The organism is Hymenobacter telluris (assembly GCF_017313265.1).
Classification (GTDB): Bacteria; Bacteroidota; Bacteroidia; order Cytophagales; family Hymenobacteraceae; genus Hymenobacter; species Hymenobacter telluris.
The window spans coordinates 121,985-144,168 of the sequence record NZ_JAFLQZ010000008.1; the positions used below are offsets into that span (position 1 = coordinate 121,985).

The 22,184-nt window shown below is 59.1% G+C and carries 19 protein-coding genes; 8 read left to right on the forward strand and 11 right to left on the reverse strand.

From position 1 onward, the window contains the following. Nucleotides 1–68 precede the first annotated feature (68 nt). The 4 genes from J0X19_RS13650 to J0X19_RS13665 all read right to left on the reverse strand — a co-directional run bounded on the left by J0X19_RS13650 (nucleotide 69) and on the right by J0X19_RS13665 (nucleotide 5,033). Nucleotides 69–1,424 carry a sensor histidine kinase gene (locus J0X19_RS13650; protein WP_206984926.1) on the reverse strand — a complete coding sequence of 452 codons (1,356 nt, stop codon included), beginning with the start codon at nucleotides 1,422–1,424 and terminating at the stop codon, nucleotides 69–71. 136 nt (nucleotides 1,425–1,560) lie between these two features. Then, nucleotides 1,561–2,247 carry a response regulator transcription factor gene (locus J0X19_RS13655; RefSeq protein ID WP_206984927.1) on the reverse strand — a complete coding sequence of 229 codons (687 nt, stop codon included), beginning with the start codon at nucleotides 2,245–2,247 and terminating at the stop codon, nucleotides 1,561–1,563. A gap of 84 nt (nucleotides 2,248–2,331) precedes the next feature. After that, on the reverse strand, nucleotides 2,332–3,903 hold the full coding sequence (locus J0X19_RS13660) for an ABC transporter permease/substrate-binding protein (protein WP_206984928.1): 1,572 nt from the start codon (nucleotides 3,901–3,903) through the stop codon (nucleotides 2,332–2,334). Continuing rightward, nucleotides 3,900–5,033 (reverse strand): ATP-binding cassette domain-containing protein, encoded by a 1,134-nt coding sequence (locus J0X19_RS13665; RefSeq protein WP_206984929.1) that lies wholly within the window; start codon nucleotides 5,031–5,033, stop codon nucleotides 3,900–3,902. The genes J0X19_RS13660 and J0X19_RS13665 overlap by 4 nt, the downstream gene beginning before the upstream one ends. A gap of 364 nt (nucleotides 5,034–5,397) precedes the next feature. On the opposite strand from J0X19_RS13665, the gene J0X19_RS13670 reads away from it, so the two are divergent. Further along, nucleotides 5,398–5,961, forward strand: coding sequence for a phosphoglycerate mutase family protein (locus J0X19_RS13670; protein WP_206984930.1), 564 nt, complete (start codon nucleotides 5,398–5,400; stop codon nucleotides 5,959–5,961). A gap of 97 nt (nucleotides 5,962–6,058) precedes the next feature. Continuing rightward, nucleotides 6,059–7,450 (forward strand): M20/M25/M40 family metallo-hydrolase, encoded by a 1,392-nt coding sequence (locus tag J0X19_RS13675; RefSeq protein WP_206984931.1) that lies wholly within the window; start codon nucleotides 6,059–6,061, stop codon nucleotides 7,448–7,450. Between the two features lie 117 nt (nucleotides 7,451–7,567). On the opposite strand, the gene J0X19_RS13680 is transcribed toward J0X19_RS13675, so the two are convergent. Both J0X19_RS13680 and J0X19_RS13685 read right to left on the reverse strand, forming a co-directional pair. Next, nucleotides 7,568–7,804: a hypothetical protein gene (locus tag J0X19_RS13680; RefSeq protein ID WP_206984932.1), complete on the reverse strand. Its 237-nt coding sequence runs from the start codon at nucleotides 7,802–7,804 to the stop codon at nucleotides 7,568–7,570. 771 nt (nucleotides 7,805–8,575) lie between these two features. Then, nucleotides 8,576–9,403, reverse strand: coding sequence for an OmpA/MotB family protein (locus tag J0X19_RS13685; protein ID WP_206984933.1), 828 nt, complete (start codon nucleotides 9,401–9,403; stop codon nucleotides 8,576–8,578). A 245-nt stretch (nucleotides 9,404–9,648) separates the two neighbouring features. On the opposite strand from J0X19_RS13685, the gene J0X19_RS13690 reads away from it, so the two are divergent. The 3 genes from J0X19_RS13690 (at nucleotide 9,649) to J0X19_RS13700 (ending at nucleotide 13,040) form a co-directional block, all read left to right on the forward strand. Then, complete coding sequence (locus J0X19_RS13690; protein WP_206984934.1) at nucleotides 9,649–11,445, forward strand: S8 family serine peptidase; 1,797 nt, start codon at nucleotides 9,649–9,651, stop codon at nucleotides 11,443–11,445. 32 nt (nucleotides 11,446–11,477) lie between these two features. After that, nucleotides 11,478–12,164, forward strand: a complete 687-nt coding sequence (locus J0X19_RS13695) for a hypothetical protein (protein WP_206984935.1) — start codon at nucleotides 11,478–11,480, stop codon at nucleotides 12,162–12,164. Nucleotides 12,165–12,437: 273 nt separating this feature from the next. Further along, nucleotides 12,438–13,040, forward strand: a complete 603-nt coding sequence (locus tag J0X19_RS13700) for a hypothetical protein (RefSeq protein WP_206984936.1) — start codon at nucleotides 12,438–12,440, stop codon at nucleotides 13,038–13,040. Between the two features lie 204 nt (nucleotides 13,041–13,244). On the opposite strand, the gene J0X19_RS13705 is transcribed toward J0X19_RS13700, so the two are convergent. Next, the gene (locus tag J0X19_RS13705; RefSeq protein ID WP_206984937.1) at nucleotides 13,245–14,576 is read right to left on the reverse strand and encodes a M23 family metallopeptidase; all 1,332 of its coding nucleotides are present in this window, start codon (nucleotides 14,574–14,576) and stop codon (nucleotides 13,245–13,247) included. A gap of 251 nt (nucleotides 14,577–14,827) precedes the next feature. On the opposite strand from J0X19_RS13705, the gene J0X19_RS13710 reads away from it, so the two are divergent. Further along, nucleotides 14,828–15,721, forward strand: a complete 894-nt coding sequence (locus J0X19_RS13710; protein ID WP_206984938.1) for a hydroxymethylglutaryl-CoA lyase — start codon at nucleotides 14,828–14,830, stop codon at nucleotides 15,719–15,721. 99 nt (nucleotides 15,722–15,820) lie between these two features. Then, nucleotides 15,821–16,555, forward strand: coding sequence for a (Fe-S)-binding protein (locus J0X19_RS13715; protein WP_206984939.1), 735 nt, complete (start codon nucleotides 15,821–15,823; stop codon nucleotides 16,553–16,555). Between the two features lie 141 nt (nucleotides 16,556–16,696). On the opposite strand, the gene dapA is transcribed toward J0X19_RS13715, so the two are convergent. Next, nucleotides 16,697–17,572: a 4-hydroxy-tetrahydrodipicolinate synthase gene (gene dapA, locus J0X19_RS13720; RefSeq protein WP_206984940.1), complete on the reverse strand. Its 876-nt coding sequence runs from the start codon at nucleotides 17,570–17,572 to the stop codon at nucleotides 16,697–16,699. A 126-nt stretch (nucleotides 17,573–17,698) separates the two neighbouring features. On the opposite strand from dapA, the gene J0X19_RS13725 reads away from it, so the two are divergent. Continuing rightward, nucleotides 17,699–18,616, forward strand: a complete 918-nt coding sequence (locus J0X19_RS13725; protein WP_206984941.1) for a polysaccharide deacetylase family protein — start codon at nucleotides 17,699–17,701, stop codon at nucleotides 18,614–18,616. A 107-nt stretch (nucleotides 18,617–18,723) separates the two neighbouring features. On the opposite strand, the gene J0X19_RS13730 is transcribed toward J0X19_RS13725, so the two are convergent. From J0X19_RS13730 to J0X19_RS13740, 3 genes are all read right to left on the reverse strand, one after another. Continuing rightward, on the reverse strand, nucleotides 18,724–19,104 hold the full coding sequence (locus J0X19_RS13730; RefSeq protein ID WP_206984942.1) for a rhodanese-like domain-containing protein: 381 nt from the start codon (nucleotides 19,102–19,104) through the stop codon (nucleotides 18,724–18,726). 188 nt (nucleotides 19,105–19,292) lie between these two features. Further along, entirely contained in the window at nucleotides 19,293–21,458 is a 2,166-nt protein-coding gene (gene ligA, locus J0X19_RS13735; RefSeq protein ID WP_206984943.1) for an NAD-dependent DNA ligase LigA, read from the reverse strand. A 184-nt stretch (nucleotides 21,459–21,642) separates the two neighbouring features. After that, nucleotides 21,643–22,152, reverse strand: coding sequence for a DUF4920 domain-containing protein (locus J0X19_RS13740; protein WP_206984944.1), 510 nt, complete (start codon nucleotides 22,150–22,152; stop codon nucleotides 21,643–21,645). Between the last annotated feature and the right edge of the window lie 32 nt (nucleotides 22,153–22,184).

Genomic DNA, 22,184 nt, shown 5'->3' on the forward strand with positions numbered 1-22,184 from the left:
CAATGAATCAGTGCCCTAAGGTCAGGCGCCAACCATGAAGACTGCGTGAGTGGGCCCCGCTTAAAGGCCTATTGTTCTGCTACTATCGGCTGAAACTCCAAGGTAAACGTGGTGCCCTTGCCTACTTCCGAGGTAGCCGTAATGGTGGCCTTGTGAAAGTTGGCAATGGTTTGGGCGATGGGTAGGCCCAGCCCAAACCCCTCCGGCGACTTGGGCCCGCTGGCATGAAAGCGCCGGAACCGGTCGAAGAGGTGCGGCAGGTTTTCGGGGGCAATACCGGGGCCCGTGTCGGCTACTGATAGGTGGTAGCCACCCTGGGGCGGCACCACGCCCGTAACCGTGATGCTGCCACCTTCGCGGTTGTACTTGATGGCGTTGCTGAGCAGGTTGAAAATCAGGGTGAACAGCAGTGTTTGGTTGGCACGGGGCAGCACGAAATCGGGTTCCAGCAGTACCCGCAAATGCAACTCGCGCTGGGCCAGCCGGTCTTCCAGCTCGTTGGTGGCCTCGGCAACCACCGCGGCCAAGCTCACCGATTCCTCCCGCAGATACTGGTCGTTTTCGATGTTGGCAATCAGCAGCAGCGTTTTCACCGTGTTGCGCAGCCGATACAAAGTCTTCTGCGAATCCACCAGCTTCAGGGAGTGCGCGTGCGCCAGCGTGGGGTCTTGCAGCATGTTCTCGAAGCGGGTTTGCAGGATGCTGACCGGCGTTAGCAATTCATGCGACACGTTGCTCATAAACTCGCGCTCCTTCTCGAAAGCCGACTGCATCTGGTGCATCATTTCGTTGAGGCTGTCGTCGAGCTGGCGGAAGTCGGTGGTGGTCGTGGGGATGGGCGTGAATGAGAAGGCCGAGGGGTGGCGCACGTTGTGCAGCTTGCGCGAAATAAGGTCGCCGAGGGGCCGGAGCAGAAACCGGGCAAAGGCCGCATCGGTAACCACGGTGAGGGCCGCTCCAATCACCAGTACCCACAGCGCCAGCCGCCGCAACGTATCTTCCAGCAACTCCACCGTTGCCAACGACGAGCCAATTTCCAGGCGGTACGGTCGGTTGTCGGCCTCGAACTGGTAGCTCAGAATGCGGAAATCCTCTACCTCATCATCCACCTGGCGCTGCTCGTTGAAGATGCGCTCCTGCGGCGCGGCCGGTTTAGGGCGTGGCAGTTCGGGCGTGAGGCTGATATATTCCTGCTTGAGAATGTTGTAGTCGGCGTAGGCTTCCTGCTTTTCCTGCCGCACAAACGCCACCAACCCGTCGCGCTGAATAAGATCCAGCACCTCCCGCTTCTTCTCGTGCAGGCGCTGGTCGGTGTGCGCCACGGCCACCCGGCTTACAATGGCCGGAATGACCGCCACGCCCAGCAGCACCAGCAGCAACTTCGACAGTGCATTGAACAGGGCAAGCTTGGCTTCGAGGCGCATGTTTTCAATTAAAAATTGAGAATTAAAAATTAAAAAATAGGTGGTTGACGGCGACGTAGCTTGAGTGTTCAAGAACTACAAGCGAATTTCTCAACTGGTAGACAAAGGCCGACTTTTAATTTTTAATTCTCAATTCTTAATTGTTTTCTGCCACCCGGTACCCGATGCCGCGCACGGTTTCCAGGAAGTCGGCAGAGGCGAACTGGCTGAGTTTCTTGCGGATGTTTTTGATGTGCACGTCGATGTAGTTGGAATCGGAGTCGTCTTCCAGCACGTTGCCCCACAGATGCTCGCCGAGTTGCAGGCGGGTGAGGACCCGGTTTTTGTGCAGCACGAGGTAGTGCAACAAATCGAATTCCTTTTTGGTGAGTGGCACTTCCTGCTCGCCGTGGCGCAGCACGCGGCCTTGCACGTCCATCACGAAGCCGGGGCCGAACACAATTTCCTGGCGCTTCAGGCCAAACTTACGGCGCGTAATGGCCTGCATCCGGCTTTGTAGCTCCAGCAACGAAAACGGCTTGGGCAGGTAGTCGTCGGCGCCCAAATCCAGGCCTTTGATTCGGTCGTCGAGGGCGCCGCGGGCCGTCAGGATAATAAAGGAGGCTTCCTGCCGGTCGTTCTGGCGGGCTTCGCGCAGCAAATCCAGACCGTCGCCGCCGGGCAGGCCCAGGTCGAGCAGCACGAAATCGTAGCTGTTGACAAAGATTTTCTCGGAAGCATCGGCGTAGTTGTGAGCCGAATCGACGAGGTACTGCGACTCCAGCAGAAACTGCCGCACCTCATCGTGCAGGCTTTTTTCGTCTTCTACTATCAGAACGTGCATAAAGGGGGGAGCTGAATTAAGAACACAACATACGGGCGGCGGCCGTGAAGCAACCATGAAGTTCGGGCCCTTTAAGCGGCCCGACTAATTGCGCAAGTACGCGCCCAAATCCGAAATGGACGCAATGCCCAACTGGTGCGCCTGCTGCCGCCGCATGAGCAGCGCGTAGGTGTTATTGAAACCCAGTGGAGCCAGCCATTCCAGCCCGAAACGCTGCTGAAACCCGGCCCGCACGTAACCCAGCACCGCCCCGGCATCCCCCCCCAACGAATCGATGACGGCGGCGGGTGGCTGGAGCAGCACCAGCAGCCCGGTGCCCGTGTACTCCGGGTACATATCAATGGCGCCGCTGCGCAGAGCCTCGAAGCAGATGGTGGTGCCGCCCAGGCCGGTTTTGGTTTCCACGTTGAGGTTGGTATAGCCCCGAATCAGGGAAGCGTACATTTCGGCCAGAATGTATTGCTCGGCAAAAATCTTGGAGCCCAGCTTCACCGTAGCTGCTCCCGGCGCTACCGGGCGCGGCGTCTGCCACAGGCCCCGCCGCCGCAAAAACGCCTGCGCCACCGCTTGGGGCTCCTGGTGCAGATAATCAACCCGGTAGTTGAGGTCCGTCATCACCGAATCGGAAAGCTGACCGGCCAGCTTGCCGAATACCGCCCGTAGCTCCGGGTGGGCCGCTAGGAGGCCCGCGCGCACCACCGGCGCGGCGTAGTAGGGCGGAAACACGCGTTGGTCGTCGTGAAGTACTTGCAAGCGGTAGGCTTTGATGCGGCCATCGGTGGAGTAGCCGTCGATAACATCCACGTTGGCATTGCGGGCGGCTTCGTACACCAGCGCGGGGGCCAGCACCACGCTGGGCAGGCGGCGAAGGCCGTAAGTACGCGTCAGGCCCGGCAGCCCATCGGCGCGGCCCACAAACTCGGGGCTGAAGCCGGCCTGTAGCCGGCCGGTTGCGCGCGGCAGTAAATAGAGCGTAGCCAGCAGCGGCAAGGCCAGCAGCAACCCCAACCCCACGCTGCTGCGCTTCCGGCTGGCCAGCCGCTGCACCGCGCCCAAGGCGGCATCAAACACCAGCGCCAGTGCCGCCGCCGGAATAGCCCCGGCCAAAATCATAGCCGGATTATTGAGCGCAATACCCCCGAAAATGAACTCGCCCAATCCGCCCGCCGCCACGTAGGCTGCCAGCGTAGCCACCCCCACGTTGATAACGGCCGCCGTACGGATACCCGCCAGCAGCACCGGCAACGCCAGCGGCAGCTCCACCCGGCGTAGCACCTGCCCATCGGTGAACCCCAGGCCGCGCGCCGCCTCTACCACGCCCGCATCCACCCCCCGTACGCCCGCCACGGTGTTGCGCACAATGGGCAGCAGGGCGTACAGAAACAGCGCAAAAATGGCGGGCACCGGCCCGATGCCCATGGCCGGAATCAGGAAGCCCAGCAGCGCGATACTCGGAATAGTTTGCAGCACGCCGGTGGCCCCCAGCACCCACGGCGCCAGCCGCGGCCGGCGCGTAAGCAGCAGCCCCAGCGGCACCCCCACCGCCACGCCCAGCAGGAGCGAGGCTGCCGTCAGGCCGATGTGCTGCACGGTTTGTTGGCCCAGCTTGCCGGCCTGCAACTGCCAGAAAGTGAAAAGTTCGTGGAGCGTGTTCATGGGCGTTGGAGGCGTTGGCTAACCTGCCCGAAAGCAGCCATCAGGGAGGGGAGCGTAAGGGAAACCGGCGCCGTAGTGGGGAGTGCCGCCGGCTGGCTGGTGGCGGATGCCGCAGGCCCAGCAGAGAGGCCAGGGGCCGGTAGTAGCCATAGCTCAGGAGGAGTGCCGGGCGCTTCCGCCAGCGCGGCTTCTGTAGAATATTGCGAGGCCACAACTGGGGCAGGGGCAGGAGTGGGCAGGGCGCTTAGTACCTCTAGCGCCTGCTGAACTGTTGCATTAGATTGAATAGTGTTTGCCGCTGGTTTTGAAGATGATGTATAGTTAGAATCAGTGTCTTTTGCTAAATATGGAAGCAGGTCGTTTAGCGTCAGGGTACGCAGTTGCAACGTCAGCTGCTCGGCCTCGAAGAACCGCCGCACGAAGTCGTTGGCCGGTTGAAACAGCAGCTCCCGCGGGGTACCCAGCTGCTGCACCCGGCCGCCGTCGAGCAGCAGTATCCGGTCGGCTAGCTCGAAGGCTTCCTGCACATCATGGGTTACCAGCACCACGGTTTTCTGGCGCAGTTCTTCCAGCTCTTGAAACTCCCGCCGGATGCCGGCGCGGGTAATTGGGTCGAGGGCACCGAAGGGCTCATCGAGCAGAATGATGGGCGGGTTGGCGGCCAAGGCGCGGGCCAGACCTACCCGCTGCTGTTGCCCACCCGACAGCTGCCGCGGGTACTGCCCAGCGTAGCGGGTTGGCGGCAGGTGCAGGCGCGTCAGCAGCTCTTCGGTGCGGGTAGCTACCTCGGCGGCTGGGTGGCCGAGCAGCTTGGGCACCACCGCCACATTCTCGGCCACGGTGAGGTGCGGCAGCAGGCCCACTTGTTGAATGACGTAGCCGATACCGCGCCGCAGCACTTCGGGCCGTTGGTTGCGCACGTCCTGGCCCTGCACCTCCACGGTACCGGCGTCGGGCTCTATCAGGCGGTTGAGGGTTTTGAGCAGGGTGGTTTTGCCGCAGCCGCTGGGGCCGAGCAGCACCAGCGTTTCGCCGGCAGCCAAGTCAAACGACACGTCCTGCACCACGGCATGAGTACCGTAGTGCTTGCTGAGGCCACGGACCCGGATAACAGGTTGAGAATCGGGCATACAATAGAGTAGAGGCGGTAAGGTAAAAAATGTGGCCCGAGCTTCGGTTACTACAGTAGCTTCAGGCAACCAAGCGTGGCCCGCCGGCATCCAGTAGTTCTGTTCGGGTAGGTTGTAAACTGCCGAAACCGAATAGTGCTTTACTTGTGCTCTAAGTTACCCCAGGCCACTACGCCGCTGTGCTACAGCAAGCGTACAACCCGCATCTAAAGTCAGCAAGGAACTGTAGCGCGCAACAGCTTCCTGTAGCTCCTGCGCTACAGAATATCGAGTGTTTCACTGCGTTGTAAGGCTCGTTCTGTCAGCGTGGAACGCCTTTAGCAAGTTTGCCTCTATCTTACGCCACTCACACCATTCTGCGTCCATGAAACTTGTTCCCCGTCCGCTGCTCTGGTTACTAGGCCTGCTGATATTACTGGTAGGCGGCAATTGTGGCCGGGCCGTGCAGCGGCACTTCGACCGGCAGATTATCACCACCATCTACATCGTGCGGCACGCCGAGAAAGACCTCATGCCCAACCTCGCCGACCCGCCCCTGACGCCTGCCGGCCAGCAGCGTGCCCTGGCCCTGCGCGACTCGTTGCTGCGCCGCCGGCCGCTAAGCGCTATTTTCAGCACCGCCACCACCCGCACCCGCGCCACTGCCGAGCCGTTGGCCCAAGCCCTCAACCTTACCATTCAGAACTACGACGCCAAACAGCTGCCCGCCTTGGTGGCCCGCATCCGGCGCGACTATACGGGTGAGAAAGTGCTGGTAATTGGGCATTCCAACACCATTCTGGAAACCGTGCAGGCTTTTGGGGCCGCCCGCCCGGTACCCACCATCGGCGACGATGAATACGACTACCTGTTGGAAGTGAGAATGGCCAAAGACTCGACCCTCGTGCCCACTGCTGTGGCCCGGCGGTACGGCAGCCCCAGCCGATAATGTCGGTAGCGTGCAACTTGCCCACTGCTTCCTGCTACTTTTAGGGCATTAGCCGCTACTGTTCACGCTGCTTTCCTGCTACCTGATTCCCTTTCGCATGCCCATTTCCTTGCCTCGTTTACTGTTCGGCGGCCTGCTGGCACTAGCCACCACGGCCCCCGCTGCTGCTCAAACGACCACGAAGATTGACTCCCTGGCTATCCGCAAAATCTACGATGAAGCCCTGCTGCGCGGGCAGAGCTACGAGAATCTGCGGGAGCTGTGTACCAAGGTTGGCGGCCGGCTAAGCGGCTCACCCCAGGCCGAGCAGGCGGTACAGTGGAGCAAAATAGCCATGGAAAAGCTGGGCGTAGATAGAGTGTACCTGCAAGAAGTGATGGTGCCGCACTGGGTGCGCGGGGCCAAGGAAAAAGCGGAAATCAAACCCGCCAAAGGCAAAGGCCTGCCCTTGGCTGTGTGCGCGCTGGGGGGCTCAGTGGGCACCAACGGCAAGCTGAAAGCGCAGGTAGTGGAAGTACGCAGCATGGCCGAGCTGGCCGCCTTGCCCGCCGAAAAAGTGAAAGGCAAGTTCGTGTTCTTCAACCGCCCGATGAATGCCACCTACATTGAAACCGGCCGGGCCTACGGCGAAGCCGGCGACCAGCGCCGCATTGGAGCCTCCGAAGCGGCCAAGCGCGGCGCCGTGGGTGCCTTGGTGCGCAGCCTGTCCCTGGCCCACGACGACCTGCCCCACACCGGCACCATGCGCTACGAAGACAACGTAACGCAGGTGCCCGCCGCCGCCATCAGCACCAACGGCGCCGACCAGCTCAGCCAGTTGCTCAAAGTGGATTCCGACCTGACCGTGGAGCTGGAAATGGCCTGCCAAACCCTGCCCGACGTGAAAAGCTACAATGTGGTAGGCGAAATCAAAGGCTCGAAATACCCCAACGAAATCATCACCGTGGGCGGCCACCTCGACTCCTGGGACCTCGCCCAAGGCGCCCACGACGATGGCACCGGCTGCGTGCAAAGTATGGAAGTGCTGCGTCTGCTGAAAGCCACCGGCCTGCGCCCCGAGCGCACCGTGCGGGCTGTCATGTTCATGAACGAGGAAAACGGTACCCGCGGCGGCAACAAATACGCGGAACTGGCCAAAGCCGCCAAGGAGGTGCACGTAGCCGCCATGGAATCGGATGGGGGCGGGTTTACGCCGCGCGGCTTCGGTATTGAGGCCGAGCCGGCCGTGGTGCGTAAGGTGCAGCAGTGGCAGCCGCTATTCGTCCCTTACGGCAGCGGCGACATCAAGCCCGGCCACGGCGGCACCGACATCGGCCCTCTGAAAGGCCAAGCCAAAGCCCTCATCGGCTACGACTGCGACGACCAGCGCTACTTTGATATTCACCACACCGCCGCCGATACGTTTGATAAAGTGAACCGCCGGGAGTTGGAATTAGGTGGGGCCAGTATGGCCGCTCTTATTTATTTAATCAGTAAATACGGGTTGTAATCCGAAGTGAAATAAAATTCGTGTAGCTACCGTAGTAAATGCAATTTGCTGCAGTAGGAAAAAATAGAAAGCCGGCTGCAAGTAATTGCAGCCGGCTTTTTGGTGCTTACCAAGTAATTACTGGGCAGAAGCAACTTCTTTTTTCGGGCGGCCGGGGCGTTTGCCGGTGCCGTTGGTAGCGCGGGGCTTACGCTCTTTTTTCTCTACTGTATAGCCGGGCTCCAGCATAGTGCTGATTTCAGTAATCAATTCGGTCACCTTCGACATGTTCTTGCGAATCTGGTTTAGTACCGCTTCGTTGTCTTCGGCGCTAGCCAAGATTTGCTGTAGTTTGCTGAGGTCAGGAGTAGCCATTGTTAAATGATTTTGGAAGGAAGTGAAATAATGCTCAAAGTTTACTCGAAAAGTATTTATATCAAATACTTGGTACGCTATAACGGAGAAAAAATATTTCGGTTATAAATCATTTGCCACTCAAAAAGAAAATAATCAGAAGTGGTGTTAATGGATAACGCAAGTTTTTTTAATTGACCTTGCAACTTGCAATTAGGTATAATATCTATATAAAATGTTGATTATTATAATGTTATGAACGATGATGAGTTGAGCTCAGCGTTTATGTATTATCTTCTCAGTTGGCACGCAAATGATTTTATGCTGAGCTGAATGCCAACTCCAACCATAGTACAGAGCATATTGCAAGCCGTTTGCTCAAGTAATGAGCTAACGCTGATTAGTTGACTACAATACTTACTTTGAATTTATATAATTATAACAATCTTTATTTTGAATATGCAAAGAATATGTGTGTTGTGGCGTTGCTAAAGGCTATATCAGGCTGGCAATACAGGTTTGATATTGTGTGTCGTGCAATGATATTTTTTGTGTGTCTGCAGTTATGGTGCTTCAAGATTGTTTTCAGCGTAACCCATTGACTGGACAAAACCAAAATTACCGTATTGAAGCAGCTTACAGCTCGGCAGTATAGCATACATAGTATCGCACCTGAAATATATTATTCGGGTTTGCTGAATAGATTCACTGAGAAAATAAACCATTCATATACAGCAAGGGCTTCCGGTTTTCCAGAAGCCCTTGCTGTATATGCTATAAGAGTTACGCTGGTTAATTAGCTTCCAATATTTGGAATAATTCGTCGAGCTTGGGAGTCAAAATGATTTCGGTACGACGGTTAAGTGCTTTATTGGCAGGAGTATCGTTTTGCGCTACGGGCACGTATTGCGCTCGGCCTGAAGGCGTAACCTGGCTGGTTGGCAAACCATTTTCGGTGAGTAAACGGGTAATTTCGGTGGCGCGTAATACGCTCAAATCCCAGTTGTCGCGCATGCCGGGGGTGCCTTTGGCAATAGGCACGTTATCGGTGTGGCCTTCCACTAGCACATTCACGTCTTGGTTGCCTTTAAGAGCAGTGGCCAGCTTCTTGAGAGCTTCCTGTCCTTTCGGATCGACTTTCGTGGAGCCCGACTTAAATAATAATTGCTCGGAGAGCGACACGTATACTTTGCCGTTTTTCACGGTCACCTGCAAGTCTTGGGCGTTGAAGCCGAGCAGGGCGTCACCCACTTTCTGCCGCAGTGCTTTCACGGCCGCGTCTTTCTGGTCGAGAATGCGCTGCATTTCGGCAATGCGTTGTTCTTTGGAGCGTAAGTCGGCAGAGAGGGCACTATTGGCCTGCTCGGCTCCCGTTAGGTTGTCGTTGAGCTGGTTTACTTGCTGATTTTTGTTGAGCAAGCTAGAGCGTAGCGCCGCTTCATTGCGCGATTTTTCCTGCTCCAAGGCTGTTTTTTGCGCCTGAAGTTGGTCGCGGGATGAGGTGAGGGCCGCATTTTGCTGCTGGAGGGCGGCAATTTCCTTAGCGTTGCAACCACCAAGCAACAAGGCGCCAGCGCTAAACAAAGACAGCGTAGCCAAACGGGCAGAAAGCAAATTCATAGGATTCAGGGAAGAAAAGTGTGGGAGGATATATGTTGCGCTTCAACGGCAGCGTGCAAGGTTGAGTTGCGGTGCGTAAGCTCAGCGGCTACCTGGCTCTATATTGCTTCCTATGCTGTTAGGTTAGACTGTACGCCGTATTTTTCCGCCGAATCGGCTTTTCACTAATCTGTACTGTAGTTAAGCCGTTTAGCTGGCTTGGTCGTATCTATCTTTGTGCTCTTATTTATATTGTCTTGCTGTACTTGATTCGCCGTTTTCAGTTTGTGGTGTGTGGGCTGCTGCTGAGCTTACCTGGCTGGGCGGCCGGAACCCAACTCCCCCCGCCAACTCATCGGTATTGGGTAGAACTGCGCGACAAAGCAGGGGCAGCGTTTAATCCGGCCACGTACTTTCACCCCGCCGCCCAGGCCCGTCGGCAGCGCCAGCACCTACCAGCCTTCGACCTGACGGATGCGCCAGTAAATGCTGCTTACGTTGCTCAGGTGCAGGCCCACTCCGATACCGTTTTGCTGGTAAGCCGGTGGTTTAATGCTGTAGCGTGCCAAGCAACGGCTGCTCAGCTAACGGCCCTCTCCAAGCTGCCGATGGTACGGCGCGTGACGGAACTGCCCGACAGGCCCCTGCTGCCGGCCGCTCAGCCGCTACCTTCTAAAGCCGTCGGTAAAGACAAAATGACAATCAGTGCAGCTGACCGGCAGTTGGCGCGGCAGCAAACCCGAACCTTAGGGGGCGAGGCATTTCAGCGGGCTGCACTGGACGGGAAAGGGCTACGCATTGCCATTTTCGACGTGGGTTTCAACGGTGCCGACCAACATCCGGCGTTTCGGGAGCTGTTTGCGCAGAAGAGAGTGGTAGCCAGCTACGATTTTGTGCGCCACGTGCCCGATGTATTTCACGGCGGCACCCATGGGCTGGAAGTGCTGTCGTGTCTGGCCGGCCGCCTGCCCGATGGCACGCTGCTGGGGCTGGCGCCAGGCGCAGAATACCTGCTGGCTCGCACCGAGCGGATGCACCGCGAAGTGTACGCCGAGGAACTAGACTGGCTGGCCGCTGTGGAGTGGGCCGACCGCAACGGCGCCGACATCATTAATTCGTCGTTGGGCTATACCTCGCGCCGCTACTTTCCCGAGGAGATGAACGGCCGGACCAGCCTCGTAGCCCGCGCCGCCGAACTGGCCGCCCGCAAAGGCATTCTGGTGGTAAATGCCGCCGGCAACGACGGCGACAACGAAGACTGGCGCACGGTAGGCACACCCGCCGATGCCGACTCGGTGCTGGCCGTTGGGGGTATTAACCCCGAAACTGGTCTGCACCTTGATTTCAGCGCCTACGGGCCTTCCGCCGACCGGCGGCTCAAACCCAACGTGGCCGCTTTCGGTACGGTGCTGGCTGCCTCGCCCGGCGGCTACTCCCGCATTGATGGTACTTCGTTTGCCTCGCCGCTGGTAGCTGGTTTTGCCGCCTGTGCCTGGCAGCAGCAGCGCAACCTAACGGCCATGGCGCTGTTTCAGCAAATCCAGGAATCGGCCAGCCTGTATCCATATTACGACTACGCCCACGGCTACGGCATCCCACAAGCCGAGGTGCTGTTGCGCCACGCCCGGCAAGCAGCCCCGCCAGCGCAGGAAGTGGCTACCGTTAGCTTTGTGGCGCAGGATAGCGTGCTAGCCGTGTTCATTCGGCCCGAAATTGCCCGGCAGGTTTTAACCCGGCAACTGCCACTGTACGCCGATTCTGTTGGTGGAACAGATGAGGTGCCCAACCGGGTGGCACCACTAGGCAAGGAAGAAGCCCGCCCCACGCCGGCGTCGGAAGCACCCGGTGAGGCTTCGGCGGGCGCGGCAGTTCGGCCGCCAGCGTTGCCCGCGGCCGGCTACTTCTACTGGCATGTAGCCGATGCCAACGGCGTACTGCGCCGCTACGAGGTGCTGGAAGTCAGCCAGCGGGCCATATTGCGTATTCCGCGCCGCACCCTCCAACCCGGCGACGTCGTGCGGGTTTTCTACCAGGGCATCACGCATAGCTACCCCATCCAATGAGGCGTATTCTGAAATTTACAGCCGCCTTCGGAATGGCTATCTGGCTGCTGTGCCCAGCCTCAACTTACGCGCAGCGGGTGCTGCTGCATTCCGACGTAGCCGAGGATACCATTTATGGCAGCTTTGGACCAAATCGGCGGTTTTTCAACCACATCTACCTGGGGTATTTGCCGGTGGTAGGAGCGTCCAACCCCGGTTCAGATATTCGGTACGGTAGCTCCAGCGAATTCATGCTGGGGTTGCGCAACAAGCTTCGGCTCAGCGAGCCAGTCAGCATTGGGCTGGATCTGCGGTTTGTGCGCCTATCCTACGTGCTGGCCCAAACCGACCATAAGCTGCTGCCCACACCCACCGTGCACCACCGCGAGTCAGTGGCCTTGTCGCAGTGGCAGCTAGAGGGGTTTGTGCGGCTCAATGCCGGCGCCCGCGGCAATGTGGTAGGGCGCTACCTCGACCTGAGCGGTTGGGGCGGCTGGGTGATGGGCACCGCCCACCGCGCAGAGGACCGCCCGAGTACCGGGCCGCGCCGGGTGCAAACCAACGAACGAGGCCTGCCATACCTGCGGCGCTGGCCCTACGGCGTGGGTGCCCGCCTGGGCTCGGGCCGGTACGCCGCCGTCGCACGTTACCGCCTGTCCGATACGTTCACGCCTGCCTACCAAAGTGCCTACCCGGAGTTGCCCCGCTGGACGGTAGGCCTGGAAATAGGCTGGCTGTAGAATGTTAATTTTAACTGGCATTATACAAATCCTGCGTCCGGCACGTTGCGTATATGCGCATAGCTCTGCAAGCAAACAGCAGCAGTTGTGGGCGAGAAACCAAGAAGTTGAATTCTACAGTTGTACTCCTTAATCCCATCCTAGTTTTTGGGTAGATGATGGGTTAGCCGTAGCTTTGATATAAAATTAGTAGCTCTGGCTTGTGTGTTGCTTTCCGCTAAGGAAGGACTTGTACTTTGCTAACCTGATCTAATGATAGTTTGCCGACCGATAATGAAAAGAAAATTACTAGTTGCCGCCTGCTTTGGGCTCTTACTTCACGCTACCTCTTGCATCAACACCGAACGGGAAACCGTTACTTCCCGCAACAGTGACCGGCCGTATACACCAGTGCCCGAGGGAGCCCGGGGCCGCGTAAATGAGCGCACCGTACTACGTACCGTCAACTCAACGCACTATTTCTCGAACAATAGAACCAAGGATAACTTTGTGCTGCAATTGCAGGGTACCAAAATCCTCAATTCGCAGGCGCGGCTTATCATCTTGAGCAGCACCGGCGACACCTTGCGCAAAGAACTGATGCCGGCCACCGCCTTAGTGGACGAGCGGATGATAGAGGACCCCCGGGCCGCCACCGCCCGCGACAAAGAAATTGCCATTTTGCAAGGCATGAACACTTTCTTCCGGGAAGACAAGTTCACCCAGCCTGCTATTCCCCGCTCGGCGCGTCAGCCTTCTGATATTGATACCCAAGCCTGGCAGGCTATCCGGGAAGACAACAAAGCAGTCGGCTTCGATTACGTTACCAGCGGTGGTAAAGAGCGGCGAATTGCTTATGCCAAAAAGTTGCGCAAAGCAGTAATTGTAGCAGAATAACATATCCGTATAAGTAGAACAGCAAAAGCTCCTGGGGTTTCCAGGAGCTTTTGCTGTTTTCCAGCAGGTTAGATTTGGGCAGTACCCTCGAAAAAAACGCGGCGCAACCCCAGAAAGGCTGCGCCGCGAGTACTCCAATCACCGCGCCAAAGGTCAGAAGAACCGGGTGAGCAATTGGTGAAGTACAGAACTGGCCTCTCAGCCTCAGCCGGCTACCCAGCCAATAGTGCCGCTGGCGCTGCGTACCAACCGGAAGCCCTGAAACTCGCCTAATACCGCCACTTTGCTTTGCGCCGGCAGGGAGTCTAGGGTGGCGGCGCCGGCGAGGGGCTGCGTGTAGAGGTTGGTGGCTACGGGGAGGGCCATGCTGCGCAACGGAGCCGCGGCTGGTACTACCGCCCGCGCCGCAATGTAGCCCAACTGCCCATCGGGACGCTGCACGCGGTACCAGTCGGTGTGGCTACCTACCACTAGCAGCGCAGTGTTGCGAGTAACGCCGGCTACGGTGGCACCTTTAGTGGCCGGACTGCCTTGCAGGTTGGTTTGCTTGTCTTTCACCCGTACCCACTGGCCCAGCCGCTCCGGTGCCGTGCGCGGGGCCGGGGGCAACGCATCAGCGCGGCGCACAAACGGGAACGGGTCAACGGCGCCGCGCCCCCCCCGATAAATGCCGAAGTGCAAGTGCGGGGGCGTGGTGCGGGCGTTGCCAGTGTTGCCAATCAGGCCCAGCGTATCCCCGATTTTCACTTGCTGGCCGGGCTGTACCAATTGCTTATCAAGGTGGGCGTAGTACAGGTGCTGGCTGTGTTCGGTATCGGCTAGCCATACCACCCGGCCGCCGCGCGGGGTTTCATTTACCCGCGTGATGTAGCCGGCCGCGGCGGCTACGGCCGGAGTGCCGCGTTTGGCAAATATATCGATGCCCTCGTGGCGGCGGGCTCCACCGTCGCGGTCAACGCCCCAGAAGCTACCCACGGCCACATCGTTCTTGCCCCGTACCGGAAAGCTCAGGCTAGGCTCGCGCTGAATGCGCAACGTGAAGCGACCGGTGCGCAACAACTCCGGCTGCACCCGCAACAAATGTTGGCGGTCGTCGGCGGCTACGTAGCTGAAAGCCAGGGCTGTGGTATCGGCCGAGGTGAGGGGGCGGGGCGTGGTACGGGCGGGGTCTAGCTCGAAAGCATCCAGAAACACCCGGGCTTCGGTGCCAGCACCCAGCGTAAGGCTAATGCGCACGGTTTCGCCTTCGCGCACCTGGTAACGGTAGGCCGCTGCCGTAGCCCGTTCGGCGGTGAAATAGCCGGTTTCCTGGAAGGGGAGGGTTACCACCAGCGAATCGCGCAGGGCGCGGTCGGCGGCGGCCAGCCAGTCGCGGCCCAGGGCGGTTTCATCGAGGCCGGCCTGCCGCAAGCGGCGGGCGTAAGTTTCGTGGGGCGTTGATTTTTGGAAGATGCCTTGCAGGGTTTGTTGCTGGCTGCAAGCGGTAAGAAGCACAAAGAAAGCGAGGTAGAGCAGGGCGCGGAGGCGAAGCGGCATGGAGCGGGCGAAGTAGATAAAAGCGACGTAGTAACTAAACCCCGGCCGCCGCAGAGTAGTTCTATGGGCCAGTGGTGGCGCTACGAGTGGAACGCCGCGGCGCCAGGCCGGCGAACAGCACCGCAGCGCCCAACTGAAACAGGCGGACGGTAGAAGCCCGGGCGCTGCCGTAGCAACTTTTTCCCAAGCCCGGCCCCGCCGCTTTCCTGCACAATTTCTCAACTTCGCACTCCCAACCCACCCGTCTTCCCATGCTTCATCTGACCGAATGCCCCCGCGACGCCATGCAGGGCTGGCCCACCTTCATTCCCACCACCCAAAAAACTGCGTACCTCAACGCGCTGCTCCGGGTAGGTTTCGATACGCTCGACTTCGGCTCGTTTGTGTCGCCGAAAGCCATTCCGCAACTGGCCGATACCGCCCAAGTGCTGGCCGGCCTGGATTTAAAGCAGTCCGCTACCAGGCTGCTGGCCATTGTAGCCAACCTGCGCGGCGCCGAAACTGCCGCCCGATACCCCCAGATTCGTTACATCGGCTTTCCGCTGTCGGTGTCGGAAACGTTTCAACAGCGCAACACCAACAAGAGCATCCGGGAGGCCCTCGACGACGTGGCCCGGATGCAGGAACTATGCGCCCGCACCGGCCAGCAGCAGGTGGTGTACCTGAGTATGGGCTTTGGCAACCCCTACGGCGACCCGTGGAGCCCGGAAATCCTGGGTGAGTTCACCCAAAAGCTTGATGCACTGGCCGTGGGCATCGTGGCCTTATCGGATACCATCGGAGCGTCCGTGCCCGCCACCATTGCACCGCCTTTCCGCGAGCTGACGGTGGCCTTCCCACACATCGAGTTTGGAGCCCACCTGCATACCACTCCCGGTACCTGGCGCGAGAAGGTGCAAGCTGCCTACGAGGCCGGCTGCCGCCGCTTCGATGGGGCCTTGGGTGGCTACGGTGGCTGCCCCATGGCCACCGATGAGCTTACCGGCAATATGCCCACCGAGCGGCTCATCGAGTTTGCAACGGAAGCGGGGGAGGATTTGCAGTTGAATATGGGGGCGCTGGCAGAGGCGCAGGTGCTGAACCAGGGTATATTTGCAGCGGAGCCTCTCCCCCTAGCCCCTTCTCCAAAAGAGAGGGGGAACTAAAACTAGATTTATAGTCCTAGAAAACTAAAAGCTAGTCCCCCCTCTCTTTTGGAGAGGGGGCTAGGGGGAGAGGCCCCGCCACTAGAACAACGCCACACCATGCCAACCGCCGTCGATATATTCATTCCCTGCTTCGTAGACCAGCTTTTTCCGCAGACCGCCATGAACATGGTGAAGGTGCTGGAATCGGTGGGGTGCGAGGTGCACTACAACAGCAACCAAACCTGCTGCGGCCAGCCTGCCTACAATGCCGGCTACAAGCAGGAGAGCCGCGAAGTGGCCTGCAAGTTCCTCGACGACTTCCCCAACGAGCCCAACCGCTACATCGTGAGCCCGTCGGCGTCGTGTGTGGGCATGGTGCGCAATACGTATGCTGAGTTGTTTGATGGGAGTTCCGAGCAAGGGCGCTACTACGCCACGCAGCGCCGCATCTTCGAACTAACGGAGTTTCTGGTAGATGTGCTGGGCGTAACCGCCATTCCGCAGGCTCAGCTTACCGGCACCTACACCTACCACGACTCTTGCTCGGCCCTGCGGGAGTGCGGCATCAAGCAGGCCCCGCGGCAGCTACTCGATGCCATTGCTGGCTTGGAACGCTTGGAAATGGCTGAAAACGAAACCTGCTGCGGCTTCGGTGGCACCTTCGCCGTGAAGTTCGAGGCCATATCCGTAGCCATGGCCGAGCAGAAAGTAGAGCACGCCCTGGCCACCGGCGCCGACTACATCGTCAGCACCGATACCAGCTGCCTCATGCACCTCGACGCCTACATCCGCCGCACCCAGAAGCCCATCAAAACCCTGCACGTCGCCGATGTGCTGGCCAGCGGCTGGTAAGTCGAGAATCGCGGATTTTGCAGATTAGTCGGATTGCACGGATTTTGGTGACGATTTTAAACGAAGCAGGCTTGCCAATCTGGCAAGCCTGCTTCGTTTGGACATTTGACCTAAATCGTCACCAAAATCCGTGCAATCCGACTAATCTGCAAAATCCGCGATTCTCAGACGTTCCTTTAGCTCCTCGCTGGCGGCCAGCAGCGGCAGGCGCACGGCACCGGAGCACACGCCCAGCGCTTCTAAGGCGGCTTTTACGCCGACTGGGTTGCTTTCCTCGTACATCAGCGGGTTCAGATCCACGAATTTAAAGAGCAGCTGGCTGGCCGCCGTAAACTCACCGGCCAGGGCGTGGCGTACCATGTCGGTGAAGGGGCGGGGGAAGGCGTTGGCTAGTACCGAGATAACGCCTACGGCCCCGAAGCTGACGAGCGAAGTCGTCATCATGTCGTCGCCGGAGATGAGCAGGAAATCGGCGGGCTTGCGGGCGGCTATCTGCTGGCACTGCTCCAGGTTGCCGCTGGCTTCTTTAATACCGATGATATTGGGGTGCTGGGCCAGTTGGAGCGTGGTAGCGGCCGTGAGGTTGGAGGCCGTGCGGCCGGGCACGTTGTAGAGAATAATCGGCACCGGCGAAGCATCGGCCAACTGCTTGTAATGCGCAATAATACCCGCTTGCGAGGGTTTGTTGTAGTACGGGCTGGCCGACAGCAACGCGGTAATGCCCGATAAATCGGTGTTGCGGATGGTGGCTACGGTGCCGGCCGTGTCGTTGCCGCCGATGCCGTACACCAGCGGTACGCGGCCGGCTACGTGCTCTTTCACGACGCGCAGAATTTCCACTTTCTCTTCGCTGGTAATAGTCGGCGACTCGGCGGTGGTACCGTTAACAACCAGATATTCAACACCGCCGTCGAGTACGAAATCAAGCAAGCGGCGCAGCGCGGCGTAATCAACGGTGTGGTTGGTGGGAGAGAAGGGAGTGACGAGGGCGACGCCCGTGCCTCGGAGCTTGTCCATGCGGGGAATTAACTGTTGCTTTGTAGGAATGCAAGAGAAACGAACCAAGCTACCAATGCCGACTTCGCCTTCTTTACCCCCAAAATTAAAGTATTTGCCAGCGGTATAGCCGCGTTTTTCTATTTCATGAAAGTTTCTTACTCCGCGCTGCTACCATTAGCTGTGTGCGCCACAGCTCTCACTCTCTCTTCCTGCAACGATTCCAAGACGGCCACGGCCGCTGAAACTAGCTCCCCCACCCGCGAAGTAATGAGCGGCACAGCGGCTGTGGCCGCCGAAGAAGACTCGGCCGCTGCCAACACCGCGGCCCCCGACCCGGCCAGCATTCCGGCCAGCAAAATTGCCGATGCCGCTACCATCACGGCCCGCCCGCAGGTGCCCATCTTGTGCTACCACCAAATCCGGGACTGGCGCCCCCGCGACTCGAAAGGGGCTAAAGACTACATCGTGCCGGTTGACGCCTTCAAGAAGCAGATTCAAATGCTGGCCGACAGTGGCTACCACACTGTTCTGCCCGACCAGCTGTACGCCTACCTGGCCACCGGTGCGCCGCTGCCCGCCAAGCCCATCATGCTCACCTTCGACGACACCGACCTCGACCAGTTTACCGTGGCCCGCCCCGAGCTGGAAAAGCACGGTTTCAAGGCCGTGTACTTTGTAATGACGGTAAGCCTGGGCCGCCCCAACTACATGAGCAAGGCGCAGGTGAAGCAGCTTTCCGACGAAGGCAACGTCATCGGCTCGCACACCTGGGACCACCACAACGTGAAGAAGTATCAGGGCCAGGACTGGGTGACGCAGATTGAGAAGCCCACCAAAACGCTGGAAGAAATTACCGGCAAAGACATCAAGTACTTCGCCTACCCCTTCGGCCTCTGGAACCCCGAAGCCATTCCGCAGCTCAAGCAGCGCGGCATGGTGGCGGCCTTCGTGCTGGCCGAAAAGCGCGACCCGCAGGACCCGCTTTTCACCATTCGCCGCATTATTGCCAGCGGCTACTGGAGCCCCCGCACGCTGCATAATAGCATCGTGCAGAGCTTCTAAGCACGGCCTAAAATAACCGGAACCTTCGTTTTCAGAGGGTACCCAAAACGCAACCCGCCCTTACGGTCTAAGCCGTAAGGGCGGGTTGCGTTTTGGGTAAACAGCTGCTATTCGGCCTTGATGCCTCCGGCTTTCAAGTCTTCGAAGGCTCCAATGTTGATGACTTTTTTGAAGCCGGTTTCCTCCATCAGCACGGTGGTTTGGCCGCTGCGGTTACCGGAGGCACAGTACAGCAAGTAGGTTTTGTCTTTGTCGAGCTTGGCTATTTCAAAGCTGAAGCCAGCCGCTCTGAAGTCGATATTGCGGGCTCCCTTCAAGTGGCCGGCGGCAAACTCGGCCGGGGTGCGCACATCAAGCAGCACTGTGTTAGGCTTTTTAAGGTAGTTGGCGGCTACAGCGGGCGGCACGGGCTTGGAGGCCGTTTGCGCCAGAGCAGGCTGCGTCAAGAAAAGGGCGCCAGCCAAAACCAGCAACAGAATGCGGGACATAAAATAACGTTGGAAGTAGGAGGGAGTGCGCAGCAGACAGCGCCAAGGGGCCGGCAGATTTTGGCCACCGGTACTCCCGGGCGCGTACTCCCCGAACTGGTCAGGGGGGATTTGAGACTGGCTACGCGGTAGCGAGACTAACCCGTTTGTGAAAGTACGCAGCCCGGGAGGCCGGTATTATGAGGGCACTAAAATAGAGAACCTTGCTGAGCTGTACCAGTGTTTTCGGCGGAGAAAGAACCAGAAAGCGCTGAATCTGAGGTAATGCCCAAATTTTGCACGTTTTCTGAAGGTACAACCAAGGCATTCAAGTCGTTGTCTGCTTCTGCGGCCGATGCGGGAAGCATGGCGAGCAAGTCGGTTTCCGAAATGATAGGCACCTTCAACTCGGTGGCTTTTTCACGCTTGGCAGGGCCCATTTTGTCGCCGGCTACCAGGTAGCTGAGTTTCTTGCTGATGCTACCCGTCACTTTGCCGCCATGCGCTTGGATGAGCGCCTGCAGCTCGTCGCGGCTGTGTTGCTCAAACACACCCGATAGCACGAACGTGAGGTTTTCCAGCCGGTTGCTGACGTTCTGGGGTACCTCGCCCGTGAGGGCCAACTGCACTCCGGCCGTCCGCAGCCGTTCCACTAAGTTGCGGTTGGCGGCCTCCTGAAACCACGCCGCCACCGACTCGGCAATGACGCCGCCCACCTCTGGCACGGCGGCCAGCTCGGTGGCCGTGGCTTGCTCCAGGGCCTGCACGGTGCGGTAGTGCGCCGCCAGCTTCTCGGCCACGGTTTCCCCCACGTACCGGATGCCCAGCCCAAACAGCACCCGATCAAACGGCACCTGCTTACTGGCTTCCAGGCCGGCTACCAGCCGCTGCACCGATTTCTCACCCAGGCGCTCCAACTGCGCCAGTTCGGTGGCTTTACCAGGCAGGTCGTAGAGGGAGGCGGCGTCGGTTACCAGGCCCAGGTCGAAGAAGCGGCCCACGGTTTCGGCGCCCAGTCCGTCAATGTCGAGGGCCTTGCGCGACACGTAGTGCTCCAGTTTGGCTTTCAGTTGGGGCGGGCAGCCCCGGTCATTGGGGCAGCGGAAGTGGGCCTCGCCCTCGGGCCGGATGAGTGGGGTACTGCAAGCCGGGCAGGTGGTGGGGTACACAATCGGCTGGCTTTCGGGCAGGCGGGCCGCCAGGTCAACCCCGGTGATTTTCGGAATAATTTCGCCGCCTTTTTCCACGAACACCAGGTCGTTGAGGCGCAAATCGAGGGCGGCAATCTGGTTGGCATTGTGCACCGAAGCGCGCTTCACCACAGTACCAGCCAGCGGTACGGGGTCGAGCAAAGCCACGGGCGTTACGGCGCCAGTGCGGCCCACCTGGTACTGGATTTCGCGCAGGCGGGTGCGGCCAGCTTCGGCGGGATACTTGTAGGCAATGGCCCAGCGCGGACTCTTGGAGGTGTAGCCGAGTAGTTCCTGCTGCCGGAAGTCGTTGACTTTGATAACGATACCATCGGTGGCAACGGGCAGCGTGAAGCGCTTCTTGTCCCATTCATGCACGAAATCCAGCACCTCGCTGATGCTGCCGCACAGCCGCCAGGTGTTGGATACGGGTAGGCCCCAGGCGTGCAGCGCTTCCAGGGAGGCGCTGTGGGTAGGGAAGATGCTGCGGCCCGGCATCAGAAACGAGTAGGCGTAGAACCGCAGCTTGCGGGCGGCTACCAGCGCCGAGTCCTGGAGCTTGAGGGCGCCGCTGGCCGCGTTGCGTGGGTTGGCCAGCAGGGCCTCGCCATTGGCCTCGCGCTCGGCATTCAGCTCGGCGAATACCGGTAGCGGCATGAAAATCTCACCGCGAACTTCCATTTCAGCGGGCTGCTGACCGGCTTCGCGCAGGTGCAGCGGCAGGTTTTTGATGGTGCGCACGTTGTTGGTTACCACGTCGCCGCGGGTACCGTCGCCGCGCGTGACGCCTTGGGTGAGCTGGCCGTTTTCGTAGGTGAGGCTCATGGCCACGCCGTCGAACTTCAACTCGCAAACGTAGGCAAACTCGGCGCCTTCCAACCCCCGGCGCACCCGCTCATCAAACTCGCGCAAATCCTCTTCCGAGTAGGTGTTGCCGAGGCTGAGCATGGGATACTTGTGCAGCGCCGTGGGGAACTGCTTGGTGATGGTGCCGCCCACGCGCTGGGTGGGCGAGTTGGGGTGCGCCAGCTCCGGATACTCTTTCTCCAGCCGCTGCAACTCAGCCAGCAACTGGTCGAATTCCTGGTCGGGTACCTCGGAGATGTCGCGCTGGTAATACTGGTAGTTGAGGTGGTGCAGGCGCTCGGTGAGGGCGGTTATTTGCTGCTGAATGTTGGTGGTCATAAGGAAAATAGCATAGGCTTCAGGGGAGGATGTTGCTGCCAGGCCAGGGCTGGAAACCCGCCGCCGGTAGCAACTCTGCAAGCTACGGCTTTCAGCGTAGTTGAGACGTAAAAAGCCCGCCTGCAAGAAACAGGCGGGCTTTACACAGCGCTGAATCAGGTCAGCTATTTGATTTTATTTCAGCTTACAGCTTGTCGGCAACCAGTACGCCGTCGGCCTCAAAGTTCAACTGCTCCTCGGGCTTGGTAATGGCGGCTATTTCCTGGTCGGACTTGCCGGCATCCTTGGCGTAGTGCTGCAAATCGGCTACGGGTACCTCCTCGCGGTGCGCCCAGCCGTTGATTACCACAGTTTTGCCGGAAATATCTTTGGGTACGAAGAAAGCGTAGTCCTTGAAACGTACGCGCATCTCTTTGCCTTCGGGCGTTTTCATGGTCAGCCAGCAGCCTTTCGCCTGGCACACGGCATCGGCAGTGCCCACCAGCTTCACCTGCGCCGAGTCTTGGTTGCCCAGCACTTGCTTTAGCTCCGAGAGTGGCTTGGCTCCGTCGGCGGTGATGGCAGCGCCGTAGGTTTTGCCTGCTACTTGGGTGGCCGGAGTGGCTGGTGTGGTAGCGGCCGTTTCCGAAGCGGGTGTAGACTGGCAGGCACTCAGCGAAACCAGGGCGGCGAAAGCAAGAATCTTGGAAGTCATGGAGTTGAGCAGTGAAGTTGGAAGGTTGCCGC